20 protein-coding genes and 2 pseudogenes are annotated in these 25061 nt (G+C 47.5%); 10 read left to right on the top strand and 12 right to left on the bottom strand.

Annotation, left to right across the window (positions count from 1 at the left end; translation table 11 throughout):
* Positions 1–175: 175 nt before the first annotated feature.
* The 8 genes and pseudogenes from HUX64_RS20305 to HUX64_RS00900 form a co-directional block, all read right to left on the bottom strand.
* Positions 176–433, bottom strand: a pseudogene (locus HUX64_RS20305) (hypothetical protein); the annotation flags it as partial.
* Positions 434–651: 218 nt separating this feature from the next.
* Positions 652–849 (bottom strand): hypothetical protein, encoded by a 198-nt coding sequence (locus tag HUX64_RS00930; RefSeq protein WP_174624366.1) that lies wholly within the window; start codon positions 847–849, stop codon positions 652–654.
* A complete protein-coding gene (locus tag HUX64_RS00925) occupies positions 846–1049 on the bottom strand; it encodes a hypothetical protein (RefSeq protein WP_174624365.1) in 204 nt (67 codons plus the stop codon). Before HUX64_RS00925 ends, HUX64_RS00930 begins: the two co-directional genes overlap by 4 nt.
* Before the next feature lie 141 nt (positions 1050–1190).
* Positions 1191–2684, bottom strand: coding sequence for a SpoVR family protein (locus HUX64_RS00920; RefSeq protein ID WP_174624364.1), 1494 nt, complete (start codon positions 2682–2684; stop codon positions 1191–1193).
* Entirely contained in the window at positions 2681–3940 is a 1260-nt protein-coding gene (locus tag HUX64_RS00915; RefSeq protein WP_174624363.1) for a YeaH/YhbH family protein, read from the bottom strand. The genes HUX64_RS00920 and HUX64_RS00915 overlap by 4 nt, the downstream gene beginning before the upstream one ends.
* 17 nt (positions 3941–3957) lie before the next feature.
* Positions 3958–5880 carry a PrkA family serine protein kinase gene (locus HUX64_RS00910; RefSeq protein ID WP_174624362.1) on the bottom strand — a complete coding sequence of 641 codons (1923 nt, stop codon included), beginning with the start codon at positions 5878–5880 and terminating at the stop codon, positions 3958–3960.
* Between the two features lie 1157 nt (positions 5881–7037).
* Positions 7038–8207, bottom strand: a complete 1170-nt coding sequence (gene lplT, locus HUX64_RS00905; RefSeq protein ID WP_174624361.1) for a lysophospholipid transporter LplT — start codon at positions 8205–8207, stop codon at positions 7038–7040.
* A 66-nt stretch (positions 8208–8273) separates the two neighbouring features.
* On the bottom strand, positions 8274–10436 hold the full coding sequence (locus HUX64_RS00900; protein WP_174624360.1) for an AMP-binding protein: 2163 nt from the start codon (positions 10434–10436) through the stop codon (positions 8274–8276).
* A 221-nt stretch (positions 10437–10657) separates the two neighbouring features.
* On the opposite strand from HUX64_RS00900, the gene HUX64_RS00895 reads away from it, so the two are divergent.
* Entirely contained in the window at positions 10658–14113 is a 3456-nt protein-coding gene (locus HUX64_RS00895) for an AAA family ATPase (protein ID WP_174624359.1), read from the top strand.
* 30 nt (positions 14114–14143) lie between these two features.
* On the opposite strand, the gene HUX64_RS00890 is transcribed toward HUX64_RS00895, so the two are convergent.
* The 4 genes from HUX64_RS00890 to HUX64_RS00875 all read right to left on the bottom strand — a co-directional run bounded on the left by HUX64_RS00890 (position 14144) and on the right by HUX64_RS00875 (position 17968).
* Positions 14144–14599: an exosortase system-associated protein, TIGR04073 family gene (locus tag HUX64_RS00890; protein ID WP_174624358.1), complete on the bottom strand. Its 456-nt coding sequence runs from the start codon at positions 14597–14599 to the stop codon at positions 14144–14146.
* A 54-nt stretch (positions 14600–14653) separates the two neighbouring features.
* The gene (locus tag HUX64_RS00885) at positions 14654–16930 is read right to left on the bottom strand and encodes a Tex family protein (RefSeq protein WP_174624357.1); all 2277 of its coding nucleotides are present in this window, start codon (positions 16928–16930) and stop codon (positions 14654–14656) included.
* A 108-nt stretch (positions 16931–17038) separates the two neighbouring features.
* Positions 17039–17464: a protoporphyrinogen oxidase HemJ gene (gene hemJ / locus HUX64_RS00880; protein WP_174624356.1), complete on the bottom strand. Its 426-nt coding sequence runs from the start codon at positions 17462–17464 to the stop codon at positions 17039–17041.
* A gap of 3 nt (positions 17465–17467) precedes the next feature.
* Positions 17468–17968 carry a peroxiredoxin family protein gene (locus HUX64_RS00875; protein ID WP_174624355.1) on the bottom strand — a complete coding sequence of 167 codons (501 nt, stop codon included), beginning with the start codon at positions 17966–17968 and terminating at the stop codon, positions 17468–17470.
* A 169-nt stretch (positions 17969–18137) separates the two neighbouring features.
* On the opposite strand from HUX64_RS00875, the gene serA reads away from it, so the two are divergent.
* From serA to ruvB, 9 genes and pseudogenes are all read left to right on the top strand, one after another.
* Positions 18138–19721, top strand: coding sequence for a phosphoglycerate dehydrogenase (gene serA / locus HUX64_RS00870; RefSeq protein ID WP_174624354.1), 1584 nt, complete (start codon positions 18138–18140; stop codon positions 19719–19721).
* Positions 19718–20359, top strand: coding sequence for an HAD-IB family phosphatase (locus HUX64_RS00865; protein ID WP_174624353.1), 642 nt, complete (start codon positions 19718–19720; stop codon positions 20357–20359). The genes serA and HUX64_RS00865 overlap by 4 nt, the downstream gene beginning before the upstream one ends.
* A 68-nt stretch (positions 20360–20427) precedes the next feature.
* The gene (locus tag HUX64_RS00860; protein WP_174624352.1) at positions 20428–21174 is read left to right on the top strand and encodes a YebC/PmpR family DNA-binding transcriptional regulator; all 747 of its coding nucleotides are present in this window, start codon (positions 20428–20430) and stop codon (positions 21172–21174) included.
* A 373-nt stretch (positions 21175–21547) separates the two neighbouring features.
* Positions 21548–21814, top strand: coding sequence for a DUF4160 domain-containing protein (locus HUX64_RS00855; protein WP_174624351.1), 267 nt, complete (start codon positions 21548–21550; stop codon positions 21812–21814).
* Positions 21807–22076 (top strand): DUF2442 domain-containing protein, encoded by a 270-nt coding sequence (locus HUX64_RS00850; protein ID WP_174624350.1) that lies wholly within the window; start codon positions 21807–21809, stop codon positions 22074–22076. The genes HUX64_RS00855 and HUX64_RS00850 overlap by 8 nt, the downstream gene beginning before the upstream one ends.
* A gap of 618 nt (positions 22077–22694) precedes the next feature.
* Positions 22695–22877, top strand: a pseudogene (locus HUX64_RS20300) (hypothetical protein); the annotation flags it as partial.
* 52 nt (positions 22878–22929) lie between these two features.
* Positions 22930–23430 carry a crossover junction endodeoxyribonuclease RuvC gene (ruvC, locus tag HUX64_RS00840; RefSeq protein WP_174624386.1) on the top strand — a complete coding sequence of 167 codons (501 nt, stop codon included), beginning with the start codon at positions 22930–22932 and terminating at the stop codon, positions 23428–23430.
* Positions 23427–24029: a Holliday junction branch migration protein RuvA gene (gene ruvA / locus HUX64_RS00835; RefSeq protein WP_174624349.1), complete on the top strand. Its 603-nt coding sequence runs from the start codon at positions 23427–23429 to the stop codon at positions 24027–24029. The genes ruvC and ruvA overlap by 4 nt, the downstream gene beginning before the upstream one ends.
* Positions 24029–25060: a Holliday junction branch migration DNA helicase RuvB gene (gene ruvB / locus HUX64_RS00830; protein WP_217426373.1), complete on the top strand. Its 1032-nt coding sequence runs from the start codon at positions 24029–24031 to the stop codon at positions 25058–25060. The genes ruvA and ruvB overlap by 1 nt, the downstream gene beginning before the upstream one ends.
* Position 25061 lies beyond the last annotated feature (1 nt).

Genomic DNA, 25061 nt, shown 5'->3' with positions numbered 1-25061 from the left:
TTTGACTCGGCAATTTCAATGCCGATTAGTTTTCTAAGGGAGAAAAAATCCGGATTGAAAATTTTGTAAGGAGTGCTGCAATTCAGACTAAGAATAATTATTATAACTACTGCTTAATTGCATTAATTCAAATCCTGCTTTCAAGTTAAATTTCTTTAATAATCATTTATTTTAATTATCTCTTTGTCGGCAAAACGGAGGGACAAGCTGCTGCCGGTACCGTAACAGCGTAAAAGAAAATGCCGTCTGCTTCGGATCCGCATACCTCGACAGCTTGCGTCAGCAACGCAGCGCGGCCTTGCTTTTTGAGGTTTTGGCAGCAAAAATATTCGCACAGTTCATCCGCAAGGTTCCGGTAGCCGATATGCAAACAGTCCTTAAAATCACGCGTAATCACCAGTCCCATCTTTTCGCCCTTGCGTTCCAGCAATGCGTTGAGGACGACGGACGGGGCTGCCCATTTTTATGCCTTGGGTGTGAGCGTCGAGCAACCCATTGGCAAGCACTTGCAATATCCGGCGTCTCCCTTGCAAAGCGCGGTTCTGATAACCTTCGATATTTTCTGACAGCAGTTTGCGGGTAATGATGCGTTTTGAGGATTTCGGTGAACGTGCCCGTGGTCAATCCAAAATTGCCAGTGCGACATTCTCCTTATAAATCCTGTTTGATATTCTCTTTCAGAGCAGGCCAGCGCATGAAGGCAAACATCCAGATCATGATGATATTGACGATTGGAATTAACAATACCAGCGTCCACCAACCGTCGAAGCCGGCCTTTTGCAGAATGCGTAAACCCAGCCACAAACAAAATGCCATATAAACCGGCAGCAGTATATAAAATAAGGTCATGAGCCGCGCTCTATTTTATCGCGCAGATTGGGCCAGGGCAGCAGCGCCAGTTGCATTAAAACAAGCAGCAAACCGAAGCCGGGCAAAAATACCAGCGCGGCCCATGCCGGATGAAAACCGGCTTTTTTGTAGATCAAACATACGGGCAGAACAATTAACAGCCCGACAATGAAGACCTGAATGACTTCTGAAAACACCATTCTTTATAACTCCCTTTTGGTAAAATTATCCTGGGAAATAGAGTCCTCATGCTATTTTAGCGGGTTCTGTCGCAACTATTAAAAGATGAGGATAGCCTCGAATACTCACCTGTCTCTTGACTCATGGATAAAATATGAGCCTTAATGATTACATTCAAAAATCTGAATAATTGAATTAGCCTCACTCAGGGTTTCAAGGCGCACATCAAAACCCCAAAGTCTGACAACATGTTTCAATACTTCATCGATGCTTTTGTCCAGCGGCAAACGATGATACTGGGTGTGCCGCAAGGTCAGTTTTCTGTCGCCTTTCCGGTTGACATCATAAACCTGGATGTTGGGTTCATTACTGCCCAGGTTGTACTGCTCTGATAAAATCTGCCGGATGTATTGATAGCCGCTTTCATTGTGTATTGAGGTTACTGCCATTTCACTGTCCTTATGATCATCAAGAATCGAAAACAGCTTGAAGTCGCGAATGACTTTGGGTGATAAATACTGGCCGATAAAGCTTTCATCTTTAAAGTTCTGCATGGCGAAATGCAGCGTTTTTTTCCAGTCACTGCCGGCAATATCTGGAAACCAGCGCCTGTCTTCGGCGGTAGGATTTTCGCAGATTCTACGAATGTCCGCCATCATGGCAAAACCCAGTGCATAGGGGTTAATGCCGGAATAATATTTACTGTCGAAAGCAGGTTGATAAATGGCGTTGGTATGGGATTGCAGAAATTCAATCATGAAGCCGTCGGTCACAAGTCCTTCTGCATAAAGCTGGTTAAGCAGCGTGTAATGCCAGAAAGTAGCCCAGCCTTCATTCATTACCTGAGTCTGTCGTTGAGGATAAAAGTATTGCGCAATTTTACGCACAATACGCACGATTTCCCGTTGCCAGGATTCCAGAAAAGGCGCGTTCTTTTCGATGAAGTAGAGGATGTTTTCGTGCGGCTCTTCGGGGAACTGCCAGTCCTTTCTGTTCTTACGGACTATTTCTTTTGCCGGAATTGTCCGCCATAACTCATTGATTTGAGATTGCAGGTATTCTTCGCGAAGCTTTTGCCTGGCCTGTTCCTCCTGCATTGACAACCGCGATGGACGTTTATAACGATCAACTCCGAAATTTCTTAAGGCATGGCAAGAGTCAAGAATTTCCTCAACCTGTTTTTCGCCATAACATTCTTCACAATGGGCAATATAATTCTTGGCAAACAGCAGATAATCAATAATGGAGTCGGCACTGGTCCATGTAGTAAACAAATAGTTGCCTTTAAAAAAGGAATTATGCCCGTAAGCAGCATGGGCAATTACTAGGGCCTGCATCGCCATACTGTTTTCTTCCATTAAATAAGCGATGCACGGATTTGAATTGATCACAATTTCATAGGCCAAACCCATTTGGCCTTTTTTATAACGTGCTTCATTGGTGACAAATTCCTTACCAAAGGACCAGTGGTTATAAACTACCGGCATGCCGATAGAAGCATAAGCATCCATCATTTGCTCGGCCGTTATAATTTCGAGCTGGACAGGGTAGGTGTCCAGGCCGAAATTTTCGGCAATGCGGGCGATTTCCTTATGATATTTTTCTATCAGCTTAAAAGTCCATTCCGATGTTTCTGATAGAGGTTTGTTGTTCATGCGTTCTTTTTCTCAAAAAGTTTTCGAAATACCGGATAAATATCCGTCAATGCTTCAATGCGCTGCATGGCGAAATTATCCCATTGATGTTTAACTGTTAAGTATTCATGCCAGAGATTCTGATGTCTGCCTTCGGTAATCTCGGTATAGGCATAATACTGCACATATGGCATGATTTGTTCGGCCAAAATTTTTGTACATTGTTTTGAATCATTATCCCAGTTGTCTCCATCTGAAGCTTGAGCGGCATAAATATTCCATTGCGAGGTAGGAAACCGTTCCTGAATAATTGCACTCATGAGATTGAGTGCGCTGGAAACAACTGTGCCGCCGGTTTCTCTTGAATAAAAAAAAGTGTCCTCGTCGACTTCATGCGCTTCTGTGTGATGAGAAATAAAAACAACCTGAATTTTTTCATAGGTCTTTATAAGAAAAAGATACAACAGCATGAAAAATCGTTTGGCTATATCTTTTTTTTCAGGGCCCATAGAGCCGGAAATATCCATAATGCAAAACATGACGGCCTGGGTAATCGGTTTTGGCCGGTCAATGCGATTGTCATATCTCAAATCAAAGGTATCAATAAAAGGAATCCGGGCTATTTTTTCCTTGAGCTGCTCAATTTCCTTACGCACAATCATGACCACGTTGTCGGTTTCAAGATAACGTTTGAGCAGATCCTCCAGTTGTTTCTCAGCCTCTATCAGACTGTCCATATAAGGGCCGCGCAAGGCGATCCTGCGTCCTAATGCATTTCGCAGCGAACGAATGACATTGATGTTGGTTGGTACGCCTGTGCTGGTATGGCCGGCACGGACCTTTTTAGTCTCATTGACAGCGGCCAACTTCGTTTTCACCAGATTAGGCAAGGCCAGATCCTCAAAGAAGAAATTGAGAAATTCTTCACGGGTCAATTCAAAAATGAATTCATCCTGGCCTTCGCCACTGTCCGAGGCCTTGCTGCCCCGCCCGGAGCCCTCGTCAGGCCTGGCAATCTTATCGCCTTGTTGAAATTCCTTATTGCCAGGATGCACGCGTTCTCGATAGCCTCCCCGACCGTGGTGAAAAAACGGTTCAGATGTATCTTTGGCCGGGATGGAGACTTTTTCGCCTTTATCCAGATCCGTCACGCTGCGCTTGTTTACTGCATCGGCAACCGCTTTTTTTATTTGCGAACGGAAACGATGGATAAATTTCTGCCGGTTAACAGCACTTTTGTTTTTTCCATTCAGGCGTCTGTCTACGATTTGAACCACTCTATTTACCTCACGGGCTAGGATGATTTGCGTACTCTTAAATACCATTCGCTAAGTAAACGCACCTGTTTTTCGGTATAGCCCTTTTCCACCATGCGATCAATAAATTCTTCATGCTTTTTCTGATCGTCAGGGGAGGCTTTGGCATTAAATGAAATGACTGGCAACAAATCTTCAGTGGTTGAGAACATTTTCTTCTCAATGACCACGCGCAGTTTTTCATAACTGGTCCAGGCAGGATTTTTGCCTTCATGCTTGGCACGGGCTCGTAATACGAAATTGACGATTTCATTACGAAAATCCTTGGGATTGCTGATGCCTGCCGGTTTTTCAATTTTTTCAAGTTCATTATTTAATGCGCTTCTATCGAACATTTCACCGGTATCCGGATCGCGATAATTGGTATCCTGTATCCAATAGTCGGCATAGGTTACATACCGATCGAATATGTTTTGACCATATTCAGAATAAGATTGCAGGTAGGCTGTCTGGATTTCCTTGCCTATAAAATCGATATAACGCTGAGTTAAATAACCTTTCAGGTAAGATAAATACTTTTCCTCAATTTCGGGGGGGAACTGCTCGCGTTCAATCTGCTGTTCCAAAACATAGAGTAGATGTACAGGATTTGCCGCGACTTCGGTGTTGTCAAAATTGAATACTCTGGATAGAATCTTGAAGGCAAAACGGGTAGACAGACCGGTCATGCCTTCATCGACTCCGGCGTAATCACGGTACTCCTGGAAGGACTTGGCCTGAGGGTCAGTGTCTTTCAGATTTTCACCATTATAAACTCTCATTTTGGAAAAAATATTGGAATTTTCCGGTTCTTTCAAACGTGACAACACGGCAAATTGCGCCATCATTTTTAAGGTGCCGGGGGCGCAGGGCGCGGCATACAGGGAACTGTTTTCCAACAGTTTCTTGTAAATCTTGATCTCTTCAGAAACTCTCAGGCAATAAGGCACTTTAACGATATAAATCCGGTCGAGAAAGGCTTCATTATTTTTATTGTTTTTGAAAGCCTGCCATTCCGATTCATTTGAATGCGCGAGGATGATGCCTTGAAAAGGAATCGCGGGGAATCCTTCCGTACCTTTATAATTGCCTTCCTGAGTAGCTGTCAGCAAGGGATGCAGTACCTTGATGGGAGCCTTGAACATCTCCACAAATTCAAGCAAGCCCTGATTGGCTCGGCAAAGACCTCCGGAGTAGCTATAGGCATCCGGGTCGTCCTGCGAGTATTTTTCCAGTTTACGAATATCCACCTTGCCTACCAAGGAAGAAATATCCTGGTTATTTTCATCGCCGGGTTCGGTCTTGGTAACAGCAATCTGTCTCAGGATAGAAGGTCGTATCCTGATTACTTTAAATTGCCGTATATCGCCGTTAAACTCATGCAGACGTTTTGTCGCCCACGGCGACATGATCGTGTTCAGGTAACGGTTGGGTATTCCATAATCATGCTCCAGTATCTCGCCGTCTTCAATGACGTTAAAAAGCCCCAATGGAGATTCAAATACAGGCGAGCCTTTTATCGCGTAAAAGGGGGTTTTTTCCATTAATAACTTAAGCTTTTCAGCAAGTGAAGATTTACCGCCGCCGACCGGGCCCAGCAGGTAGAGAATCTGCTTTTTTTCTTCCAGGCCCTGAGCGGCATGTTTGAAAAAAGAAACGATTTGCTCGATTACTTCTTCCATCCCGTAAAATTCACGGAAAGCAGGATAGATTTTTATGACTTTGTTCAGGAACAGCCTGCTGAGTCTTGGATCATTATGGGTATCCAGTAATTCCGGATCGCCTATCGCATCAAGCATACGCTCGGCTGGACTTGAGTATACAAGCGGGTCTTTCTTGCACAAATCCAGATATTCCTGAATCGTAAGTTCTTCTTCCCTCTGTTCGTCAAATTTTGTCCTGTAGTGCTCAAAAATACTCATTACAACTCTCACATTGATTTGTTATATATCTTAATTAACATAGACCCTGCATTGAGTCAATTATGTCCATTTGTTTAAATTTTAAATAATTCATCAGGGGCCAAAAAGGTATTATCTCATTAACTGAAAGAACGCATATGGCCGAGCACGCGCAGGCCTTTGAACTGGATAAATTTTCCTGCCAACATTATGCCGGTTGAGCGTAAAGGCTTAAAGTTGAGCATAGCCGGATACAGGATGGTTCAGCGCCACGATGTTGTTGAGGTATTTAACTTTCCGAATCATAATGGATTTTAGTTTTAGGAAATCATCTTAAAGTCTCACTGTTCGCCGTCATCGCGACACGCAACATTGAAATAAGCTGGAAAATTTTTCCTGTGCAACCTATGCTGCCTCTTTTCTGGGGGCTATTGCTGCTATAAAGCATTTTAAACCCATACGAGTGCCTGACCTCAAGCATGAGTAAAGTTCATCGTCAGTCGGTTTTCAATTAAAATTGTATCTCGGCATGAAAACCGATTCCAGATTACCTGCAATCCGGATTACAGGAAGCCAACTAATTGGACAACTTGTGTTGCCCATTGTTCATCATTAAGGCAAAAAAGTCGGGGGATTTTGAAAACTATCTTGCACAACAAAATTCCCGGACATAAAAAAAGCAGTTGCGAAAAGTCGCTAACTGCTTGAATTTTACTATATTGATGATGATTCGCATGCGGTTCTAACACAAGACCATCAAATTAAAAAATGACTATCTGACGAATTAAAGCAACTTAAATAACATTCTATTCCTTATATACGCATCTTTTCAAGTTGTTTCGGTAACAGTTGATTTTATCTCATCATTATTTGACCGATGCGTCTAAATTCAGGCCGGACTTACATTCTGATCGATATCAAAAAAAGCCGGCAGCATTCGGCTAATTCCATTCGGTTCTAGACACTCTAGCTGTATTATTCGATTTTACATATGAAAGAGACTTGGATGTGAAAGGGGCTGGTTATCAAAGGCTGAAGGTTTTGGACTCTAGCGTACTGAACAACGAGGAAGGTATCTGCCTCTGATCTATGCAGTGGAGTCGGACGCTCCGCCGCTGAAAATGCTGGACCTCTGGCGTCAATCAGCTAAAGCCTCTTGCTGGGCAGGCATAATTAGGTCATGCTTTAGTTTTCTGCTGATTTTCAGGCAAGCTCAGCGATACTAAAAAAGTGGCGATAAAAACCAGCGCACCCAGAGCCAGCATGGCTATAATCGGGCCTATATTATGCGCAGCTGCATAGGTATAGCTGCCCACCGCAACCAGCATGGCAAAATTTTGAAAAAAGTTCTGCATGGCTACCGCGCTGCCGCTGCCAATACTGTGGTGCCCCAGCTTCTGCAATACCGCATTAATAGGCACGATAAACATACCACCCGTCATGCCAATAAAAAACAGGGTAAAACGGGCTGGCCAGAGGCTATTCGTGAGGCTCAGCCCGCAGATAAATAAGGCCATTAAAAAAGCCGGTATTCGGGCACGGCGTAGATGTTTCAGAGGAATCAGTTGCGGTACAACTGCCGCTCCGGCTATGATCCCGATAGCAAGGTATAAGGTCAATTCGGCAATTTCTGTGGCATTTTTGGACAGTAAAACCAGGGGCGCCCAGGCTACAATAATCACTCTTAAGGTAGCTGCGGCCGCCCAGAATAAAGAAGCGCCGATAATGGCGAACCGTGAACGGGGGGTGGCCAAAAAACGCCGGGTCTGCCGTCCGAACTCAAGAATCTTTGAGCCGGAGGCAGGATTTTTGAGGATTTTGACCGGTAAAAACAGCGTAACGAGTGCTGAAATCAGGAAAAGAATAATCGTGCCTGTCAACGCCCATTGCAGGGAATAATCTGCCACTTTAGCGCCAATAATCATGCCGAGCAGGATAGCCAGTATGGTGGAGCCTTCAATCCAGCTGTTGGCTTTAACCAGAAATTTACTGCTGGCCAGTTCAGGCAAAATACCGTATTTCGCCGGACTATAAATGGCCGCGCCCACTCCGACCACGCAATAAGCTATCAAGGGTTCCACATTTGCCATCAATAACCCTGCGCCCGCCGCTTTAACCAGATTGGCGCCAATCAATACTCGTGATTTGGCATGACTATCGGCAAAACCTCCAACCCACGGCGCACATACCACGAATGCAACCAGAAATACGCTCTGCAGGGCGGGAACATACCAGCCCGGCAACTGCGCGGAGTGCATTACTAAGGCAATGACCGTAAACAGGATGGCGTTATCGGCAAATGCCGACAGGAACTGAGCGATCAGTAAGGGGTAGATTTGTTTATTCATGCAGCCGGCTCAATAATATCTCTGGAATAGGGCCTGGAGCAGGAACGCCGCGGCCATTATATAACTTCAGTCTGTGGCAGTGACTAACGAGAGTTTGCCGGCGGCAAGCTCGGTTACGGCCGGGTAATTGATTTTACCCGTAGCCATGAGCGGAATTGAATCAACCACCAGGACTTTTTTGGGCAGACTGATATAGGCCACTCCTTTTGATGCAGCCGCCAAATCGCCAAGGGTGGCTTGTTTTTGCGTCGTAACCAGAACAACCATTTCGCCTTTTTTTTCATCAGGCAGACTTATTGCCGCATGCAGGGCATTTGGCCAGGCCTTTACTGCATAGCCTTCCACGGCCGTTAATGAAACCATTTCCCCGCTGACTTTGGCGAACCGCTTGCTGCGGCCGCGGATGCTGATAAAGCCTTCGTCATCGACATGCACAATATCGCCCGTGTCATACCAGCCTTTGCCATAGAGGGATTCAGGCGGAACCAGTTTGCCGGGGCGGTCTGACAACAGATAACCCAGCATGATATTGGGGCCGCTGACATGGAGCTGCCCTGCATCGTCAATGCCCGGAACAGGTTCCAATCGGTAATTCATATGAGGCATGAGCCGCCCGACAGTACCGGCTTTATAATTCATAGGAGTATTAACCGACGCGACTGGCGCTGTTTCCGTAGCGCCATAACCCTCCAGAATGCGAATGCCGAATTTATCGGCCCAGAGCGCGCGCGTACTGTCCTGAAGCTTTTCCGCGCCGGCTACCACATAGCGCATGCTGTAAAAGTCATAAGGATGCGCCTTTTTACCGTAAGCCGCTAAAAAAGTATTGGTGCCGAACATGATAGTGGCATTGATTTCATAAGCGACTTCAGGAATAACGCTGTAATGCAAAGGCGTCGGATAAAAGAAAGTCGTCATGCCATTGAGAACAGGCAGCAGAGTGCCGACGGTAAAGCCAAAGGAATGAAACATGGGCAGAAAATTGAGCACCACATCCTGGGGATTAAAACTGATACGGGCCGCGACTTGCTTGTGGTTGGCCAAAATATTGGCATGGGACAGCACCACGCCTTTGGGCGTGCCTTCGGAACCGGAAGTAAATAAAATTACCGCAGGACTATCCGGACTGTATTCCTTGTGATTGTACCAGTAAGCAGCGGTTTTACTTTGCAAGAGCGCCTTTAATTTGGCTAACGGCAATATTTTTCCAGCCAGATCTTCCAGATAGACCAGATTGACTTGTTTATTTAAATCATCGGCCTGTTCGCTAAATTTACCCAGTTCTATAAAGCGCCTGGACGTTAACACCGTTCTTACCTCTGCGATTTGGCAGGCTGCTGCCATGCCGGCTGAACCGATCGAATAATTCAACATGGCCGGTACGCGGCCATAAAGCTGTAACCCCAAAACCACATACAGGGTTTTAGTGGAATTAGGCAGAAAAACACCAACATTCTCGCCAGTTTCCGTAATTTTTTTTAACGCATTACCGATGGCAATGGTCCGGGTAATTAAAGTGTCATAGGCTAGCGACTTTTGCTCCAGGTCAGCGGCAACGGTATGTTTGCCGCCATGTATTGACCGGGCGTGAAGCAGGCTCGCAAAAATGGTGCGCCGGTAAGGACTGGTCGCAAACATCATATCATCCATAATATTGGCCAGCATCAGTCCGCTGTATTGGCGCCGGTTTCTGCCTTTCAGTTCAGAAGGAGCGGAAATATGCGTAGAAGGCAAAATCTGAAGGGTTATCTTGGGAAAAAAACGCAAGCGAACGATATTTCGCAATCGGGAAAAATGCGTGTATTGAGCGCCATCGATTCGTATCGGCAAAATGGCGGCTTCAGCTCTGTCGGCGACCATGCCTGTGCCGTCATAAATTTTCATTAAAGATCCGGTTACCGTGATGCGCCCTTCCGGAAAAATAACCGTTCGCGTGTCATGTTGAAGATAATGAAGCAAGTTTTTCAAGGACATAGGATGAGTGGGATCCATGGGGAACACATGGGATAATCCCAAAAAAGGCCTTAACCACCAGCGCTGGACAATCTGGGTATTGATGGCGAAGGTAATGTCATCCGGCAAGAATAGCCATAACAGCACCGGATCCAGAAAAGAGGTGTGATTGGCGATAATCAAAACACGACTTCCGGCATTTTTATAATTATCAAGGCCGCTTACTTCAACCCTGAACAGTAGTGTTATTAAGCAGCGTAAAATTGTCTTGAACATTTAACAGTCCTCCTCATGACATCTTAGCAGACCTTTAAAAATATCCCGCTTACTATCATTCATATTCAGACAGTGTCTAGTTAAATCGTTTTTCCTGCTTACCCAGATTAAATTTCTTATCAAATTTCTTGCGCATTGAGAGAGGAGGAAAAATTGCCCGACCGCGCTATAATGAAAAAATTTGAAAATCCCATCTGTCTATCCTGCAGAATTGTCACTGTATGAAAATTCTTAATATTTATTTTAAAAATATCAATTCATTAGAAGGCGAGAATCGCATTGACTTCGAGCAATCGCCGTTTTCAGATAGTGGGGTTTTCGCAATTACAGGTCCGAACGGTTCCGGCAAATCCAGCATACTGGATGCCATCACGCTGGCTTTATATGGCGAGACTTTTCGCTTTGACCGGCCTGCCGGGCATGTGATGACCAAACATACCGCCGACTGTTTTTCAGAGCTTGAGTTTTCTCTGGATCAGGAAAAATACCGCTCAAGCTGGCATGCACAGCGTGCAGATAATAATCCGGGCGGTGAAATCCTGCCTTTGGAAATGAAATTGATTCGTTTAAATGGCAGCGAGGAAGTGCTAGCGACTGCTCCGCAGCGGGTGCGTGCAAAAATTACCGAGCTTACCGGCATGAATTTCCGTAACTTCACGCGCTCGATTATGTTGGCGCAAGGAGATTTTGCGGCTTTTCTTAATGCCTTGGACAGTGAACGCATGGACATACTGGAAAAAATTATCAGCGGTGATATTTATGCGGATTATAAAAAGGAAGTAACTGAAAAAGCCGATAAAGCACAGTTGCGGCTGGAGCAGTTAAAACAGGATTTAGCAGCCATTCCGATAATGGAGCAAGAAAAACTGGAAGCCATGGCCGAGGATTTAGCCGATTTTAAAGACCAGTATGAAGATCTGCGGGATGAGCAAAACCATTTCGAGCAACAGCAATCCGCGCTGAAAAAAATAGCGGCGCTACAAAGCGGGATTGCCGCGCAGGAAAAAAAACTTAGCGAAGCCAAAGCCCAGGTAGAAAATAAACAAAAAAAACTGGATGAAATAGCGGTTTCTGAAGGGGCATTAATTTTCAAGGATGAGCTGAAAACTGTAACGGAAAAAAATCAGGAAATTGAGCAGGGCAAAGCGACGCTGGCAGCTTTCAAGAGCGAGCTTAGGCAGTTGGAAGAAATGATTGCTAACTCCGATAGCAAGGCAAACGGCGTGTCAGGCCCGACGGATAAATCGCTTGCCGAGCAAAAGCAAACCATTGACAGCATCAGGGCCCAGATGGCTCAGCTTATGGTGCATCGGCAGTCAGAATCTGACTTGTCGCAGTCCCTGGCAATGCAGCAAACGGAAAAGAAGTCGGCCCTTATCACCGCAAGCCGCTGGCTTGAGGAGCATTCAGCTGATGAATCCCTGCTGGCAAACTTTCCTGAAACAGAAAAATTAAAAAAACTCAGGGCGGATCTGGTTGATTTAACCGAAAAACAGAAAGCTTTTGCCAAGTGGTCAAAAAATGTTTCTTCGGCGCTGAAAAATAATAAATCAGCGATGGAGAAGCAACACAAAAAAGTTGCCGAATCAAAACGCCAATTACAGCTTGCTGAAAATGGCCTGGAGTTAATCGCTCAGGGCCATAATCCGGAGGAAATTGAAGAGCTGCACGGGCAACAGCAGGAGCGGGTTAAAGCCTTTCAGGATTTGAACCAGCTGGCTCAAGCGAACAGGAAGCTGACTCAAGGAGGCTCTGGATTTTTCGGCGCTTTCTTCAATAAAAATGAACCGGAACATAATGTAGAAGAACTGAGCCTTGCGCTTGAAAAATTAAAACAGGAAATAAAACGCGAGGAAAATATTAAAAGCATTTTGGAGGAATCTGCTTTCCGTGAATCGTTAGTGAAAAAAATGGCGGCGGACAGACTGCATCTTGTGGATGGAAAGCCGTGTCCATTATGCGGCGCTTTGCAGCATCCTTATGCAAAACGTCCTCCGGCTTTGACTAACTCCCAACAGGCCCTGGCGGATCAGCAGAACAAAATACACTCTTTAATAATTGCTATTGATCTCACTGGCCGCAAACTTGCCGTGGCGCAAAAGCAGACTGAGAGACACAAGGCTAATCAAGCTTTGCTTCAACAGATCAGGTCTGAGTGGTTAAGCTTGTGTAATCGTCTCAATGCAGCAAGCAATAATCTGGATATTAAAAATATCGGATTAATGAAACGGCTGCTGCGAGCTGAGGCCGATGAATTAAAAAATATTGCCGGCTTATCGGCAAAATACCGCCGCAAGCAAGGCAGTATAGAAAAGCTAAAGCTGTTAATCGCCCACAGTGAAGCCGCTGCCGAACAACTGCAAACAAACATTCAGAAGCTGGATGCAGAATGGCAGGCGCGCGCTCACGAACAGCAAGACCTTGAAGCGGCAACAGCGCAGCGCCGGCAGGAAGAAAAAGAGCTGACCGGCAAGATCATTGAACAGCTGGCCTTGCTGGATGAAAGCCTGCCCGCTAAAAGTCAGGAAGACGCCCTGCATGAGCAGCTCACCAGACGCCGCCAGGACTACCAGAGTTATGCTTTTCGCCGCCAAGCGTTGATCGGGGAACTGGAGGCATTGGAGGCAAAGCTGTCAGGCTGCCGGACTCAAATAACGGCAGATAATGACAAACTGGAAGTTTATGCCGGTCAATTACAATCCGAAGAAACCGCAAGTCTGCATCTGGCCCTGATTGAAAAACAGAAACTGATCGCCGATAAGGAACAGCTTATTAATCAGCAGGAAACGGAACTTCACAGCTTGCAGCAGGCCTTGCAGGAAAAATTGCAGGCAACTCAATTCACCACGATGACCAGGCTCAGCGAAGCTCTGGAATTGTTGCAAGGCCAGACTGAACTGGAAGAGAGTCAGGCTGAATTGGAGCAGGCTGTCATGCTTGAAATGACCGCGCTGGAAAAAAGTCAGGCGCAGTTGGAAGCCGAAAGTGCGTCTATAACTTCGGAATTAAACCCTGAAGAAATAGAGGTTCAATCAAGGACTCTGGCAGAAAAAATGGATATAGCAAATCTCGAAGCCCGGCGTCTGGAAAGTCTTTTAAATGATCAAAAACAATTGCGGCAAAAATATGATGCGGTCTTTTCTCAGTTCCAAACTCAGGAAATTGTAACCCGGCAATACAGCGCTGAAGCAGCTCAGATGGCGGCAGAAAGCGGCATGGGTTTTCGCCGGCGGGTTCAGGGCAAGGTTGCCGATCAGTTGCTGGCTCAAACCAATGCGGTACTCGAAAAAATCAGCGGCCGTTACTACATCAGGCAGATGCCTAGCGAGCAGGGTCTGGCGCTGGAAATCGAAGATACTTATCAGGGCAATGTCCGCCGTTTGCCCAAGACGTTATCGGGCGGAGAGAGTTTCGTGGTAAGTCTGGCACTGGCCCTGGGGCTTTCGGAATTGGCAAATAGCGGCGAGCCCATAGATTCGCTGTTCCTGGATGAAGGCTTCGGCAATCTGGATGCGGAAACGCTTTATACCGTCATCAGCACCCTGGAAAGCCTGCATACGCACGGGAAAACCGTGGGCGTTATTTCCCATGTGGAAGCTGTACAAAAACGCTTTAAAGTGCAGCTGCAAGTGGTTAAAAAACCCAACGGCATGGGTGAATTGAGAAAAGCGTCCTGAGTCAGTTTATATCCGCAGGGCGAACTGGGTCTAGGGCTGGTTTTTGTTCAGGCGAAATACCTCGCCATAAGTAGTGTCGGCGTCAAAATCATCCCAGATAAACAAAGGGCGGGCAATCGGCTTGGTAGGCAGGGGGAAGGTAATTAAATCAACGATGCCGACGCTCGTGCGCCCCAAGGTGTTCACTATGCCTTTCAGGAAGCCGCCGAATACGCCGTAAAAGAAGTTGCTTTGATTGGTGGTGTTAATGATATTTTTAGGAATTTCCAGCCAGCCCAAACTCAGGTTAGTCCAGCCGCTAAGGGCTTTTTTTCCAATTTTGCGGCCATAACTGATTTGTTGTTGCGGTTCATCCGCTTGAATGACTGGCGTATAGGCCGTATCGCCATAACCTTGCTGCTGCATATCGGCTTGAGTCATAGGCGCATGGACGCTCAATACGCCAGTGAAAAGAAAAGAAATAAAAAAACGGATAAATTGGGTCATCTCAAATCCTGCGATTATTGGATAATAAATCCAGTATAGCAGAGCTTTTTTAAATTATTTTTTCAGCGCCCTGGCGAAGGCGTCAGCCAGTGAACCTTGACGCGGAGCCTGCTGTTTTGGCGTTTTTACCGGTTTTTGATTATTCCGCGCGGGCCCGGAAGCCGCTAAATCAGCCGCAGTCTTCATGGTCAAGGAGATGCGCTTGCGTTCGACATCAACCTCCAGCACTTTTACCTTGACCATGTCGCCGGTTTTAACGGCCTCGCGCGGATCCTTGATAAAAGTATCCGACAGGTGGGAAATATGCACCAGGCCATCCTGATGCACGCCAATATCAACAAAAGCGCCGAAGTTGGCGACATTGGTGACCACGCCGTCGAGCGTCATCCCCGGTTCAAGATCGGTAATTTTCTCAATGCCTGCCTTGAACTGTACGCTTTTAAATTCCGGGCGCGGATCGCGTCCAGGCTTTTCCAGTTCCTGCAGAATATCGGTGACCGTGGGCAGGCCGAAAATGTCATTGGTGTAATGGACAGGGTTCAGGTTGCGTAAAAAGCTGCGTTGGCCGATAAGGTCGCGGATGGATTTTCCGGTGCCGGCTATAATGGCTTCAACAACGGGATAAGCCTCGGGATGAACTGAAGATGCATCCAGCGGATTGTCGCCATTCATGATGCGCAGGAATCCCGCGGCCTGTTCATAGGCCTTATCACCCAGTCGGGGCACTTTTTTCAATTGCCTGCGGTTAACAAACGGGCCGTTCTCATTGCGGAAGGCAACAATATTTTCACTGACGCCGGCTGATAATCCCGACACCTGTTTCAGTAAAGCCACTGAGGCCGTATTGACATCAACGCCGACGGCATTGACACAATCTTCGACGGCGGCATCAAGACCGCGGGCCAGCTGAACCTGATTGACATCGTGCTGATACTGGCCCACGCCTATGGACTTGGGATCAATTTTAACCAGTTCGGCTAAGGGATCCTGCAAGCGCCTGGCGATTGAAACGGCGCCGCGCAACGAAACATCCAGGCCGGGGAATTCTTTCGAAGCAAGTTCCGATGCAGAATAAACCGAGGCGCCCGCTTCTGAAACCGTAATTTTGCTAACCTTGAGTTCGCTGTGCCGCTTCATGACATCGGCCACCAGTTGATCGGTTTCCCTGGAAGCTGTGCCGTTGCCTATGCTGACCAGGTCAACGTGATGAAGTTGTATGAGTTTTGCGAGAGTGGCAATCGATTCGTCCCATTGCTTGCGCGGCGGGTGCGGATAAATGGTATCGGTAGCCAACAATTTTCCGGTAGGATCAACAATGGCGACTTTGACGCCGGTGCGTATGCCGGGGTCAAGGCCCATGGTGGCTTTCGGCCCCGCCGGTGCGGCCAGCAGCAAATCTTTTAAATTGCTGGCAAAAACCCGGATGGCTTCCTGTTCGGCCGCTTCTCGCAGCCGGAGTTTTAAATCCAGGTCAATACGCGTAAACAGCTTGACTTTCCAGGCGAAACGTGCCGTTTCCGTCAGCCAGACATTGGCCGGTTTTGCTGTGTCTGTGATTTCAAGATGGCGCGCAACGAAGCGGGCGCAAAGGTCATGCTCGTCTTTTTCTTCGGCGCCGGGTTTAAGCGATAATGTCAATAAGCCTTCATTGCGGCCGCGAAACAGAGCTAAAGCCCGGTGCGAGGGGATTTGGTTGATGGCTTCCTGATAATCGAAATAATCCTTGAATTTTTCGGCCGCCTGTTCCTTGCCGCTTACAACCACGGCATGAACAATGCCTTTTTGCCAGATGCGTTCGCGCAGTTCAGCCAGCAGCTCCGCATTCTCGGAAATCCGTTCCATAATGATTTGCCGCGCACCCTCCAGGGCGGCGGCAACATCGGACACGCCTTTTTCCAGGTCAATAAAGTTCGCGGCAATATGTTCCGGGATCAGGTTGCGATTTTCCAACAAGGCGTCCGCGAGCGGTTCAAGCCCTCCTTCCCGGGCAATTTGCGCTTTGGTGCGGCGCTTGGGTTTGTAGGGTAAATATAAATCTTCCAGCAGGGTTTTGGTATCGGCCTCGTTAATGGCTTTTTCCAGGTCGGGTGTTAGCTTGCCTTGCTCGCTGATGCTTTCCAGAATGGTTTTACGGCGCTCGTTAAGTTCGCGTAAATAACCCAGACGGTCGTCCAACAGCCTTAGCTGCGTATCATCCAGACCGCCGGTCGCTTCCTTGCGATAACGGGAGATAAATGGCACTGTAGCGCCTTCATCCAGCAAGGCCACGGCTGCGCTGACCTGTTTACTGCTAACCGATAGCTCTTCGGCAATACGCTGAATTACATCCATTTTTTAAATTCTTCAGTGGTTGAAATTAGCGAATTGTAGCAGTTGAAATGGACTTGGATAAAAGTCTTTTGATAGTTCCTTTTTTTTGAAAGCGGGGAAAGAGGTAGTTTAAAAAGGCTTAACCACCGCCAGAATGACAATGCCAACTAAAAATAAAACCGGCACTTCATTCATCCAGCGGTAAAAAACATGGTTGTGCCGGTTGCGGTCGCGTTTAAAATCAAAAAGCCAGCGGCCGCAGTAATAGTGATAGACCAGCAACAATGCCAGCAGAGCCAGTTTTGCATGCAGCCAGCCGCTGGCGGAGTAAATGTCCCAGGCATAATCAGCGAGCATCCAGATGCCGAACAGGAATGTAAGCAACATCCCTGGCGTCATAATGCCGAAAAACAGTTTGCGCTCCATGACTTTAAAGCGCTCATTGCTGATTTCATCGCTGCTTTGGGCATGATAAACATACAGGCGCGGCAAATAAAACAGACCTGCAAACCAGGTGACCATAAATATTAAGTGAAAAGCTTTCAACCAGAGCATGCGCTATCCTTTCAAAAGTTTTTCAATACGGGTTTTCATGTCTGCCGGCTCAAAAGCGCCGATTTTTTGCAGGGCAATCGAACCGTCAGAAGCGATCAAAAATGTAGTGGGCGTAAGCCTGACATCGCCGAATGCCCTGGCATGTTCGGATTTTAAGTCCAGGGCCACATCATAAGGCAGTTGCTGGTCCCTGCTCATGGCTACGACATGACTCGGCGGATCGTAGTACATCGCCACAGCTATGATTTCAAGGCCCAGGGCATGATATCGGCTATACAGATCAATCAGGTGCGGTATTTCCCTGATACAGCCGGGGCAGTCAGTTGCCCAGAATGTGACTATAACCGGTTTGCCGCGCAAATCGTTTAAACTGATTTTTTTTCCCGTAATGGTGGTGAAAGTAACCCGCGGTGTGGATGTGAAAAGTTTGCTGAAGCCTATCCAGAGTGCAGTGGAAATCAGCAGCAGAAATACTAAACCGGCTATCCGTTTCCTGAGCGTCATTGGTTTAATCTGATTTTAAAGCGTCTTAAAGCCGACATTTCATTCCCCAGCGGGCTAAAAAAAATGCATGTTCCGGATGAGATTTATATCACATTGATAATACCGGGATTATAGCAAAGCTGTTAAGCTATAGGTTTTTTTAACTCGCAGCGTTTTAACCAAACTATTCATGAAAAAAATTCTTATTTCCGACAAGCTGGCAGAAGCCGGCATCAATTATCTAAACGAGCAGCCCGGTATTCAAATACATATCGAGACGGGGCTTAATGAGGAGGGACTCTGCAAGATTATCGGCGATTACGATGCCTTATTGATTCGCAGCGACACCAAGGTCACTCCCAACGTTTTACAGGCGGCAAAGCGTTTAAAGCTGATCGGCCGCGCCGGCATCGGCGTTGATAACGTCGATATCCCCGTGGCAACCGAGCTGGGCATTATTGTCATGAATACGCCCGATGCGAATGCGACCACGACGGCTGAACTGGCCATCGCTCATATGATGTCACTGAGCCGCCATTTGCCCAAGGCTGACCGTTCGGTTCGCGCCGGTAAATGGGAGCGCTCCAGGCTTATGGGTTCTGAAGTCGCCCATAAAACACTGGCCATACTCGGTTTTGGCACGATCGGGCGAATTGTCGCGCAGCGCGGTTTAGGCTTGAAAATGCAGGTGATTGCTTATGACCCGTTTGTGGCGCCGGAAATATTTGAAGACCTGGGCGTCAAGTCAGTAAGTCTGGATGGCTTGGTGATGCGGGCGGATTATCTTACCCTGCACTGTCCGTTAATTGAAAAAACCCGCAATATTATCGGCGCGAGCCAGTTTGCCATGATGAAAAAAGAAGCCATGATAATTAACTGCGCCAGAGGCGGTTTGATTGATGAAGCGGCTTTGTATGACGCCTTGAAGAGCGGGCGTTGCGCCGGTGCGGCTCTGGACGTTTATGAAAATGAGCCGCCGGCGAACTCGCCTTTGCTGGAGCTGGACAATATTGTTTTTACGCCGCATCTGGGCGCATCGACCAGTGAAGCGCAGGTAGCGGTCAGCGTGGAAATCGCCAGACAGGCCGTTACTTTCCTGAAGACCGGCGAAGCCGTTAATGCGTTGAATCTGCCCCGTCTGTCCGCCGAAGAATTAAAGAAATCGCATGAGTTTATGAACCTGTCCACTATTCTGGGCAAAGTGCTGGTCGGTCTTGCGACCAAGCCGCTGGAAAAACTGGAAGTTGCGCTGTTCGGCAGGGCGGCGGAAGTTGAAGCGCGGCCCATATCGGTGGCGGCGCTGATAGGCGTGCTAAGCGGCCAGTTTTCGACACCGGTAAACCGCGTTAACGCGGAAAACATTGCCAAGCGCCAGGGGATTTCGCTGATTGAATCCCGGACGGAGGAAACGCACGATTATCTGTCATTAATCAGGGTGATCGGCCATTGCGCGGATCATACCATTGCTCTGGACGGCACTTTGCTGGGCGGCTGCCATCCCCGCCTGGTTTCCATAGATCAGTTTGCTATTGAAGTGGTGCCTGAAGGCACTTTATTAGTGACCCGGCATGATGATAAACCGGGCGTAATATCGGCAATCAGCGCAGTGCTGGGCAATGCGGACATCAATATTTCGAGGATGCAGGTCGGTATGGCCGATAATCAGCAGCAGGCGATGGCGGTTATCAGCGTTTCCGAGCCTTTGACCGAGACTTTATTGCAGCACTTGTGCGGCATACCTGCCGTGCATAAGGCTACCCAGATTAACCTGTGAGTTTTGAAGTTATCTGTTTTGATTGCGACAGTACGTTAAGCAAAATAGAAGGCATAGACGAACTCGCAAGACGGGCCGGCATGGGCGAGGAAATGTCCAGACTGACAGATGCGGCGATGAACGGACTGGTTCCGCTGGAGGCGGTCTATGAACAGCGGCTGGCGCTGATCAGGCCGGATAGCGACAGTATTGACTGGCTGGCCGGCTTGTATATTGAAGAGGTAGTTGACGGAGTCAAAGACGTATTTACTGCCTTGGCCTTGCAAAATAAAGAGGTGCATATTATCAGCGGAGGCCTCTTACAGGCTATCCTGCCATTGGCGAAGCATTTAGGGCTGCCTGAAAATCATGTTCATGCCGTCGATATTTATTTCAATAAGGACGGCAGCTATCAAAATTATGAGCAAAGTTCACCCTTGTCCAAAACAGGTGGAAAAGCCGAGATTTGCAGGCGGCTGATTAAATCCCAAGGATCGCTGGTTATGATAGGCGACGGCAAGACGGATATGGAAGCCAGGCAAGCCGGAGCCTGCGTCATCGGTTTTGGCGGCGTCATTGACAGGCCGGTTGTGCGTGACCTGGCCGATTTTTATACGTCCGGGCCCTCGTTGGTTTCAGTTTTGGCCTATATTTTATAAGGTTGTATCGAATTGCGCGGGTCAGAATGTTAAAATCTGCAAATTTTAATTGTTGCTAGAGAGAGAAAATGGCTGGACACAGTAAATGGGCTAATATCAAGCATCGCAAGGCCGGGCAGGATGCAATGCGAGGCAAAATATTTACCAAAATGTTGCGCGAAATTACCGTCGCCGTAAAAAGCGGCGGAGCCGATGCGGCCAGTAACCCGGCTTTACGCACCGCAATTGATAAAGCCTTGGGCGCAAATATGCGCCGCGACACTATCGATAACGCCATCAAAAAAGCCTCCGGCGCGCTGGAAGGCGTTAATTATGAAAATATCCGCTACGAAGGCTATGGCCCTGGCGGTACGGCGGTGATAGTGGATTGTTTAACCGATAACCGCAACCGCACCGTCGGCGAAGTGCGCCATGCCTTCACCAAGGCCGGCGGTAATCTAGGCACTGACGGTTCGGTCGCCTATCTATTCAGCAAGGTAGGCATGCTCAGTTATGCCCCTTCCGTTGACGAGGATGCTCTGATGGAAGCCGCGCTGGAAGCGGGCGCCGAGGATATCATCAGCAACGATGACGGCTCTGTTGACGTCATGACGACGCCGGAAAATTACCTGGCCGTAAAAGAAGCCCTGATTGCAGCAGGCTTTGAACCGGACAATGCCGAAGTGACCATGCAGGCCGCAACCATGACCGAACTGGATGCTGAAAGTGCAGAAAAAATGATGCGCCTAATAGACCGCCTGGAAGATCTGGACGATGTGCAGGCTGTGTATTCCAATGCGGATATCAGTGATGAGATTATGGAAGGCTTGGATTGATTAAGTTGATTTATTACAGTACATCTAAGGATTCATAATGCCTATATGTTTGTAATTCAGCCATTTGATTCCGGTGGCAAATTTGATAAACGATTCAGCGATATCTATCGTCATTCGATAGAAGCAGCAAGTAGCCTGTATGAAAGGTAACGAAATACGGGATAATCAGTGCCACAAAATCCTGGATTCCGCAAAGCTCCATCCAGGCTACTCGCTACTTACTTGCTAAAAAAGAAACTCTAAAAAAACAAAGTAACACCAAAAAGCCAAGTAGGGCATAGGTTGCCGCTTTTTGCAACCCAACATTTCAATTTTGGCCGAGGTTAAACAAGCTTGTGACCTTATGTATTCTAAACATTAACGTATCAATAAAATGCCCATAATTTCCTATTTTTTTGGCATTTATATTCGGATGTACCATGATGATCATAATCCTCCACATTTTCACGTGGAATATCAAGGGCATCAAGCATTAATGGCGATTGAAAGCGGTGAGCTTTTAGCGGGAACACTACCTAGCAAGGCCATTAAATTGGTACGCGAATGGGCAACAGAACATAAGCAGGAATTGTTAATAGATTGGCAATATGCCCTTGAGTTAAAACCATTACAACGTATCGCAGGAGCTGATAATGATTAAAATTATTCAAGCACATTATGTACAACAAAGAATTTTGCGCTTGTACTTTTCTGATAATTCCTTTGGCGATTATGATTTGCAGCCATTAATTGACCGACAAACGGAATTGGTTATGGCATTAAATGATGATGTGTACCTTAAACAATTCTTTTTGGAACTTGGAGCCTTATGTTGGCCTAATGGCTTGGAATTAAGTCCTGGCAATATTCATCGGAAACTGGCTGAGCAACACCAATTGCATTACCAGACTAAAGTGGCCTAATTCCGTGGTTAATTTTATCGTTCTCACGCTGGAGCGCTAATCGTTATACACAATTTTGTTCAGACCCGTCATTCCGCCAGAGCCTGCCTCGGTCAGGGATTCACTCCGGGCTATCCTGCCCGGAGCCCTTCGGGTGGATGCAAATCTGTTCCAGACAGATTTGTGCCGGACCAATCCGCCAGGAGCGGATTGGCATTTACCCCTTGGGGTGCGGAGCAGGAAAGCCCCGCATGAATCCAGGCTACATGAAAGTATACAGTTCGCCATCCATGGCACTGGATATCCGCTTCCCGGGGGTATGACGAGTTACCGGTATATTTGTGTATAACGATGAGCGCTACGCTTGGGCGGTCTTATTTCGGCCTACGCTTTTGATGCGGGAGCAAGTAGCAAGTAGCAAGTAGCCTCGAAGTAACGAAGTGGAATCGAGGATAATCGGCGTCCCCATGTCCTAGATTCCGTTTCACTCCATCGAGATTACTTGTTACTTGCTTGCAGACGCGGATTTAACTGTGCATGGCATAAACCATTTTCAATTAAAGGGCTTGATCAATGAGAATCGCTGAACTTAAGATACAACCAACTGGATTGACTGTTCTTGCCTAGGATGGTCGTGTTGTTTATTTTGATGTGGGCCCCTACCTTCACGAGGAAGCGTTTGAAACGCTTCAAAACCAAAATGAATTCGCAAAAGTCATTAATGGCGGTTATTTTATTAAATGGGCCTGTGGCGCTGATCTGTCCGCAGATACCATTGAGGCGCGATGGTGTACTGTTGGCAATACCGATTTGCAACATTGATCGCTATTTAATTCGTTCAACTCGTAACAGAGTTCCTACCATTTATTAATAACTGATGCGAATCTTAGGGATAGACCCCGGTTCAAGATTGACGGGTTACGGAATAATAGAAGAATTGCCGGGAGGCTATAAATACGTAGCCAGCGGCAGTATCCGGGTCAAGGCCGCTTATTTTCCAGACCGGCTCAAACAGATCTTTGATAGTTTACTGGAAGTTGTCGAGTTATATCAGCCTGAACAAATGGCCATAGAACAGGTCTTTATGCATAAAAATGCAGACTCGGCGCTTAAACTCGGACAGGCGAGAGGCGCGGCCATTTGTGCGGTTCACACAGCCGGCTTGCCGGTATTTGAATACGCGGCCCGGCAGGTCAAACAGGCTGTGGTAGGGAAGGGCGGCGCTGATAAACTCCAGGTTCAGCACATGGTGAAAATTCTGTTATGCATACAGGGTGAGCTGCAGATCGATGCCAGCGATGCTTTGGGGCTCTGCGTTTGTCATGCCCATTATCAGCAAACCGCACTGCGCTTGCAGCAGGGAGTATTCAGGTGATAGGTTTTTTACGCGGCAAACTGGTGCATAAAGCGCCGCCGGTATTGTTGCTCGATGTGCAGGGCGTCGGCTATGAAGTCGAAGCGCCGATGACTACTTTTTATAACCTGCCGGCCGTAGGGGCAGAGATAACCTTACACACGCATCTGGTGGTGCGCGAGGATGCGCATATTTTATTCGGGTTTTCCACGGAATCAGACCGTTCAATGTTCAGATCCCTGATTAGAATTAATGGCGTAGGGCCAAAACTGGCGTTAACTATTTTATCCGGACAGAGTGCGGAAGAGTTTTATCGCTGTATTTATGATAATGATATGCAGGCCCTGGTGCGATTGCCCGGCGTAGGTAAAAAAACGGCCGAGCGCCTGATTATTGAAATGCGCGACAGATTGCCGGATTTGGAGGGTTCAGCAATGACGAGCCCCGGCAATGCAAGTTCCGTTTCTCCCGTCAATAATCCCAAACAGGAAGCCCTCAGCGCCTTGTGTTCCTTGGGTTACAAGCCGCTCGACGCCGGCCGGATGGTGCAAAACATAAGCGCGGAAGACAGAACCTGTGAAGACATTATCAGGCTGGCGTTGCAGGGTGCGGGAAAATGATTGAAGGTGACCGCATGATATCCGCTCACAGCCAGGTGGATGAAGAACGCCAGAATCGGGCCATCCGGCCGAAGCGCCTGGCGGAGTATATCGGGCAAAAAGAATTGCGCGTGCAAATGGAAATTTTTATTCAGGCGGCAACAGCACGCAGGGAAGCTTTGGATCATATCCTGATTTTTGGTCCTCCGGGTTTGGGTAAAACAACACTGGCCAATATCATAGCGGCGGAAATGAGTGTTAATATTCGCCAGACTTCAGGGCCGGTACTCGAAAAAGCGGGTGATCTGGCTGCGCTGCTGACCAACCTTGAGACTCATGATGTGCTGTTTATTGATGAAATTCACCGCTTGAGTCCTCAGGTTGAAGAAATCCTGTATCCGGCCATGGAAGATTACCAGCTTGATCTTATGATCGGGGAAGGCCCAGCGGCCCGTTCAATCAAACTGGATTTACCGCCGTTTACGCTGGTTGGCGCCACGACGCGCGCCGGATTGCTGACTTCCCCCTTGCGGGACCGCTTTGGCATTGTTCAACGGCTGGAGTTTTATACTATCGATGAACTCGCCAGTATTGTCATTCGTTCAGCAAAAGTATTGGCTATTCAAATCGAACAGCAGGGTGCCTATGAAATCGCCCGCCGCTCCCGCGGCACGCCCCGAATTGCCAATAGATTGCTGCGCAGAGTACGCGATTATGCTGAAGTAAAAGGCAATGGCATAGTGACTGAAGCGATATCCGTTCAGGCTCTGGACATGTTGAGAGTGGATAATAACGGTTTTGACGCCCTCGACCGCAAGCTGCTTTTGACCATGATTGAAAATTTTGCCGGCGGACCGGTAGGTCTTGATACATTGGCTGCGGCAATCAGTGAAGAGCGCGGCACTATTGAAGATGTGCTGGAACCCTATCTGTTGCAACAGGGTTTTATTATGCGAACGCCGCGCGGCCGTGTGGTGACTCCGAATGCCTATCTGCATTTTGGCTTGCAGCCGCCCAGTCAATTGGGTGCGTCCGGGGATTTATTTGATTAAC

The sequence above is a fragment of the Candidatus Methylobacter favarea genome (assembly GCF_902806695.1).
GTDB classification, from domain to species: domain Bacteria; phylum Pseudomonadota; class Gammaproteobacteria; order Methylococcales; family Methylomonadaceae; genus Methylobacter_B; species Methylobacter_B favarea.
This window is presented reverse-complemented; position numbering and strand designations above follow the sequence as displayed.

Bases quoted from the DNA above. Each gene is read 5' to 3' on its own strand.
- HUX64_RS00930 (WP_174624366.1), bottom strand. From the start codon at position 849: ATGACCTTATTTTATATACTGCTGCCGGTTTATATGGCATTTTGTTTG.
- HUX64_RS00925 (WP_174624365.1), bottom strand. From the start codon at position 1,049: ATGGTGTTTTCAGAAGTCATTCAGGTCTTCATTGTCGGGCTGTTAATT.
- HUX64_RS00920 (WP_174624364.1), bottom strand. From the start codon at position 2,684: ATGAACAACAAACCTCTATCAGAAACATCGGAATGGACTTTTAAGCTG.
- HUX64_RS00910 (WP_174624362.1), bottom strand. From the start codon at position 5,880: ATGAGTATTTTTGAGCACTACAGGACAAAATTTGACGAACAGAGGGAA.
- lplT (WP_174624361.1), bottom strand. From the start codon at position 8,207: ATGAATAAACAAATCTACCCCTTACTGATCGCTCAGTTCCTGTCGGCA.
- HUX64_RS00900 (WP_174624360.1), bottom strand. From the start codon at position 10,436: ATGTTCAAGACAATTTTACGCTGCTTAATAACACTACTGTTCAGGGTT.
- HUX64_RS00895 (WP_174624359.1), top strand. From the start codon at position 10,658: ATGAAAATTCTTAATATTTATTTTAAAAATATCAATTCATTAGAAGGC.
- HUX64_RS00890 (WP_174624358.1), bottom strand. From the start codon at position 14,599: ATGACCCAATTTATCCGTTTTTTTATTTCTTTTCTTTTCACTGGCGTA.
- HUX64_RS00885 (WP_174624357.1), bottom strand. From the start codon at position 16,930: ATGGATGTAATTCAGCGTATTGCCGAAGAGCTATCGGTTAGCAGTAAA.
- hemJ (WP_174624356.1), bottom strand. From the start codon at position 17,464: ATGCTCTGGTTGAAAGCTTTTCACTTAATATTTATGGTCACCTGGTTT.
- HUX64_RS00875 (WP_174624355.1), bottom strand. From the start codon at position 17,968: ATGACGCTCAGGAAACGGATAGCCGGTTTAGTATTTCTGCTGCTGATT.
- serA (WP_174624354.1), top strand. From the start codon at position 18,138: ATGAAAAAAATTCTTATTTCCGACAAGCTGGCAGAAGCCGGCATCAAT.
- HUX64_RS00860 (WP_174624352.1), top strand. From the start codon at position 20,428: ATGGCTGGACACAGTAAATGGGCTAATATCAAGCATCGCAAGGCCGGG.
- HUX64_RS00855 (WP_174624351.1), top strand. From the start codon at position 21,548: ATGCCCATAATTTCCTATTTTTTTGGCATTTATATTCGGATGTACCAT.
- HUX64_RS00850 (WP_174624350.1), top strand. From the start codon at position 21,807: ATGATTAAAATTATTCAAGCACATTATGTACAACAAAGAATTTTGCGC.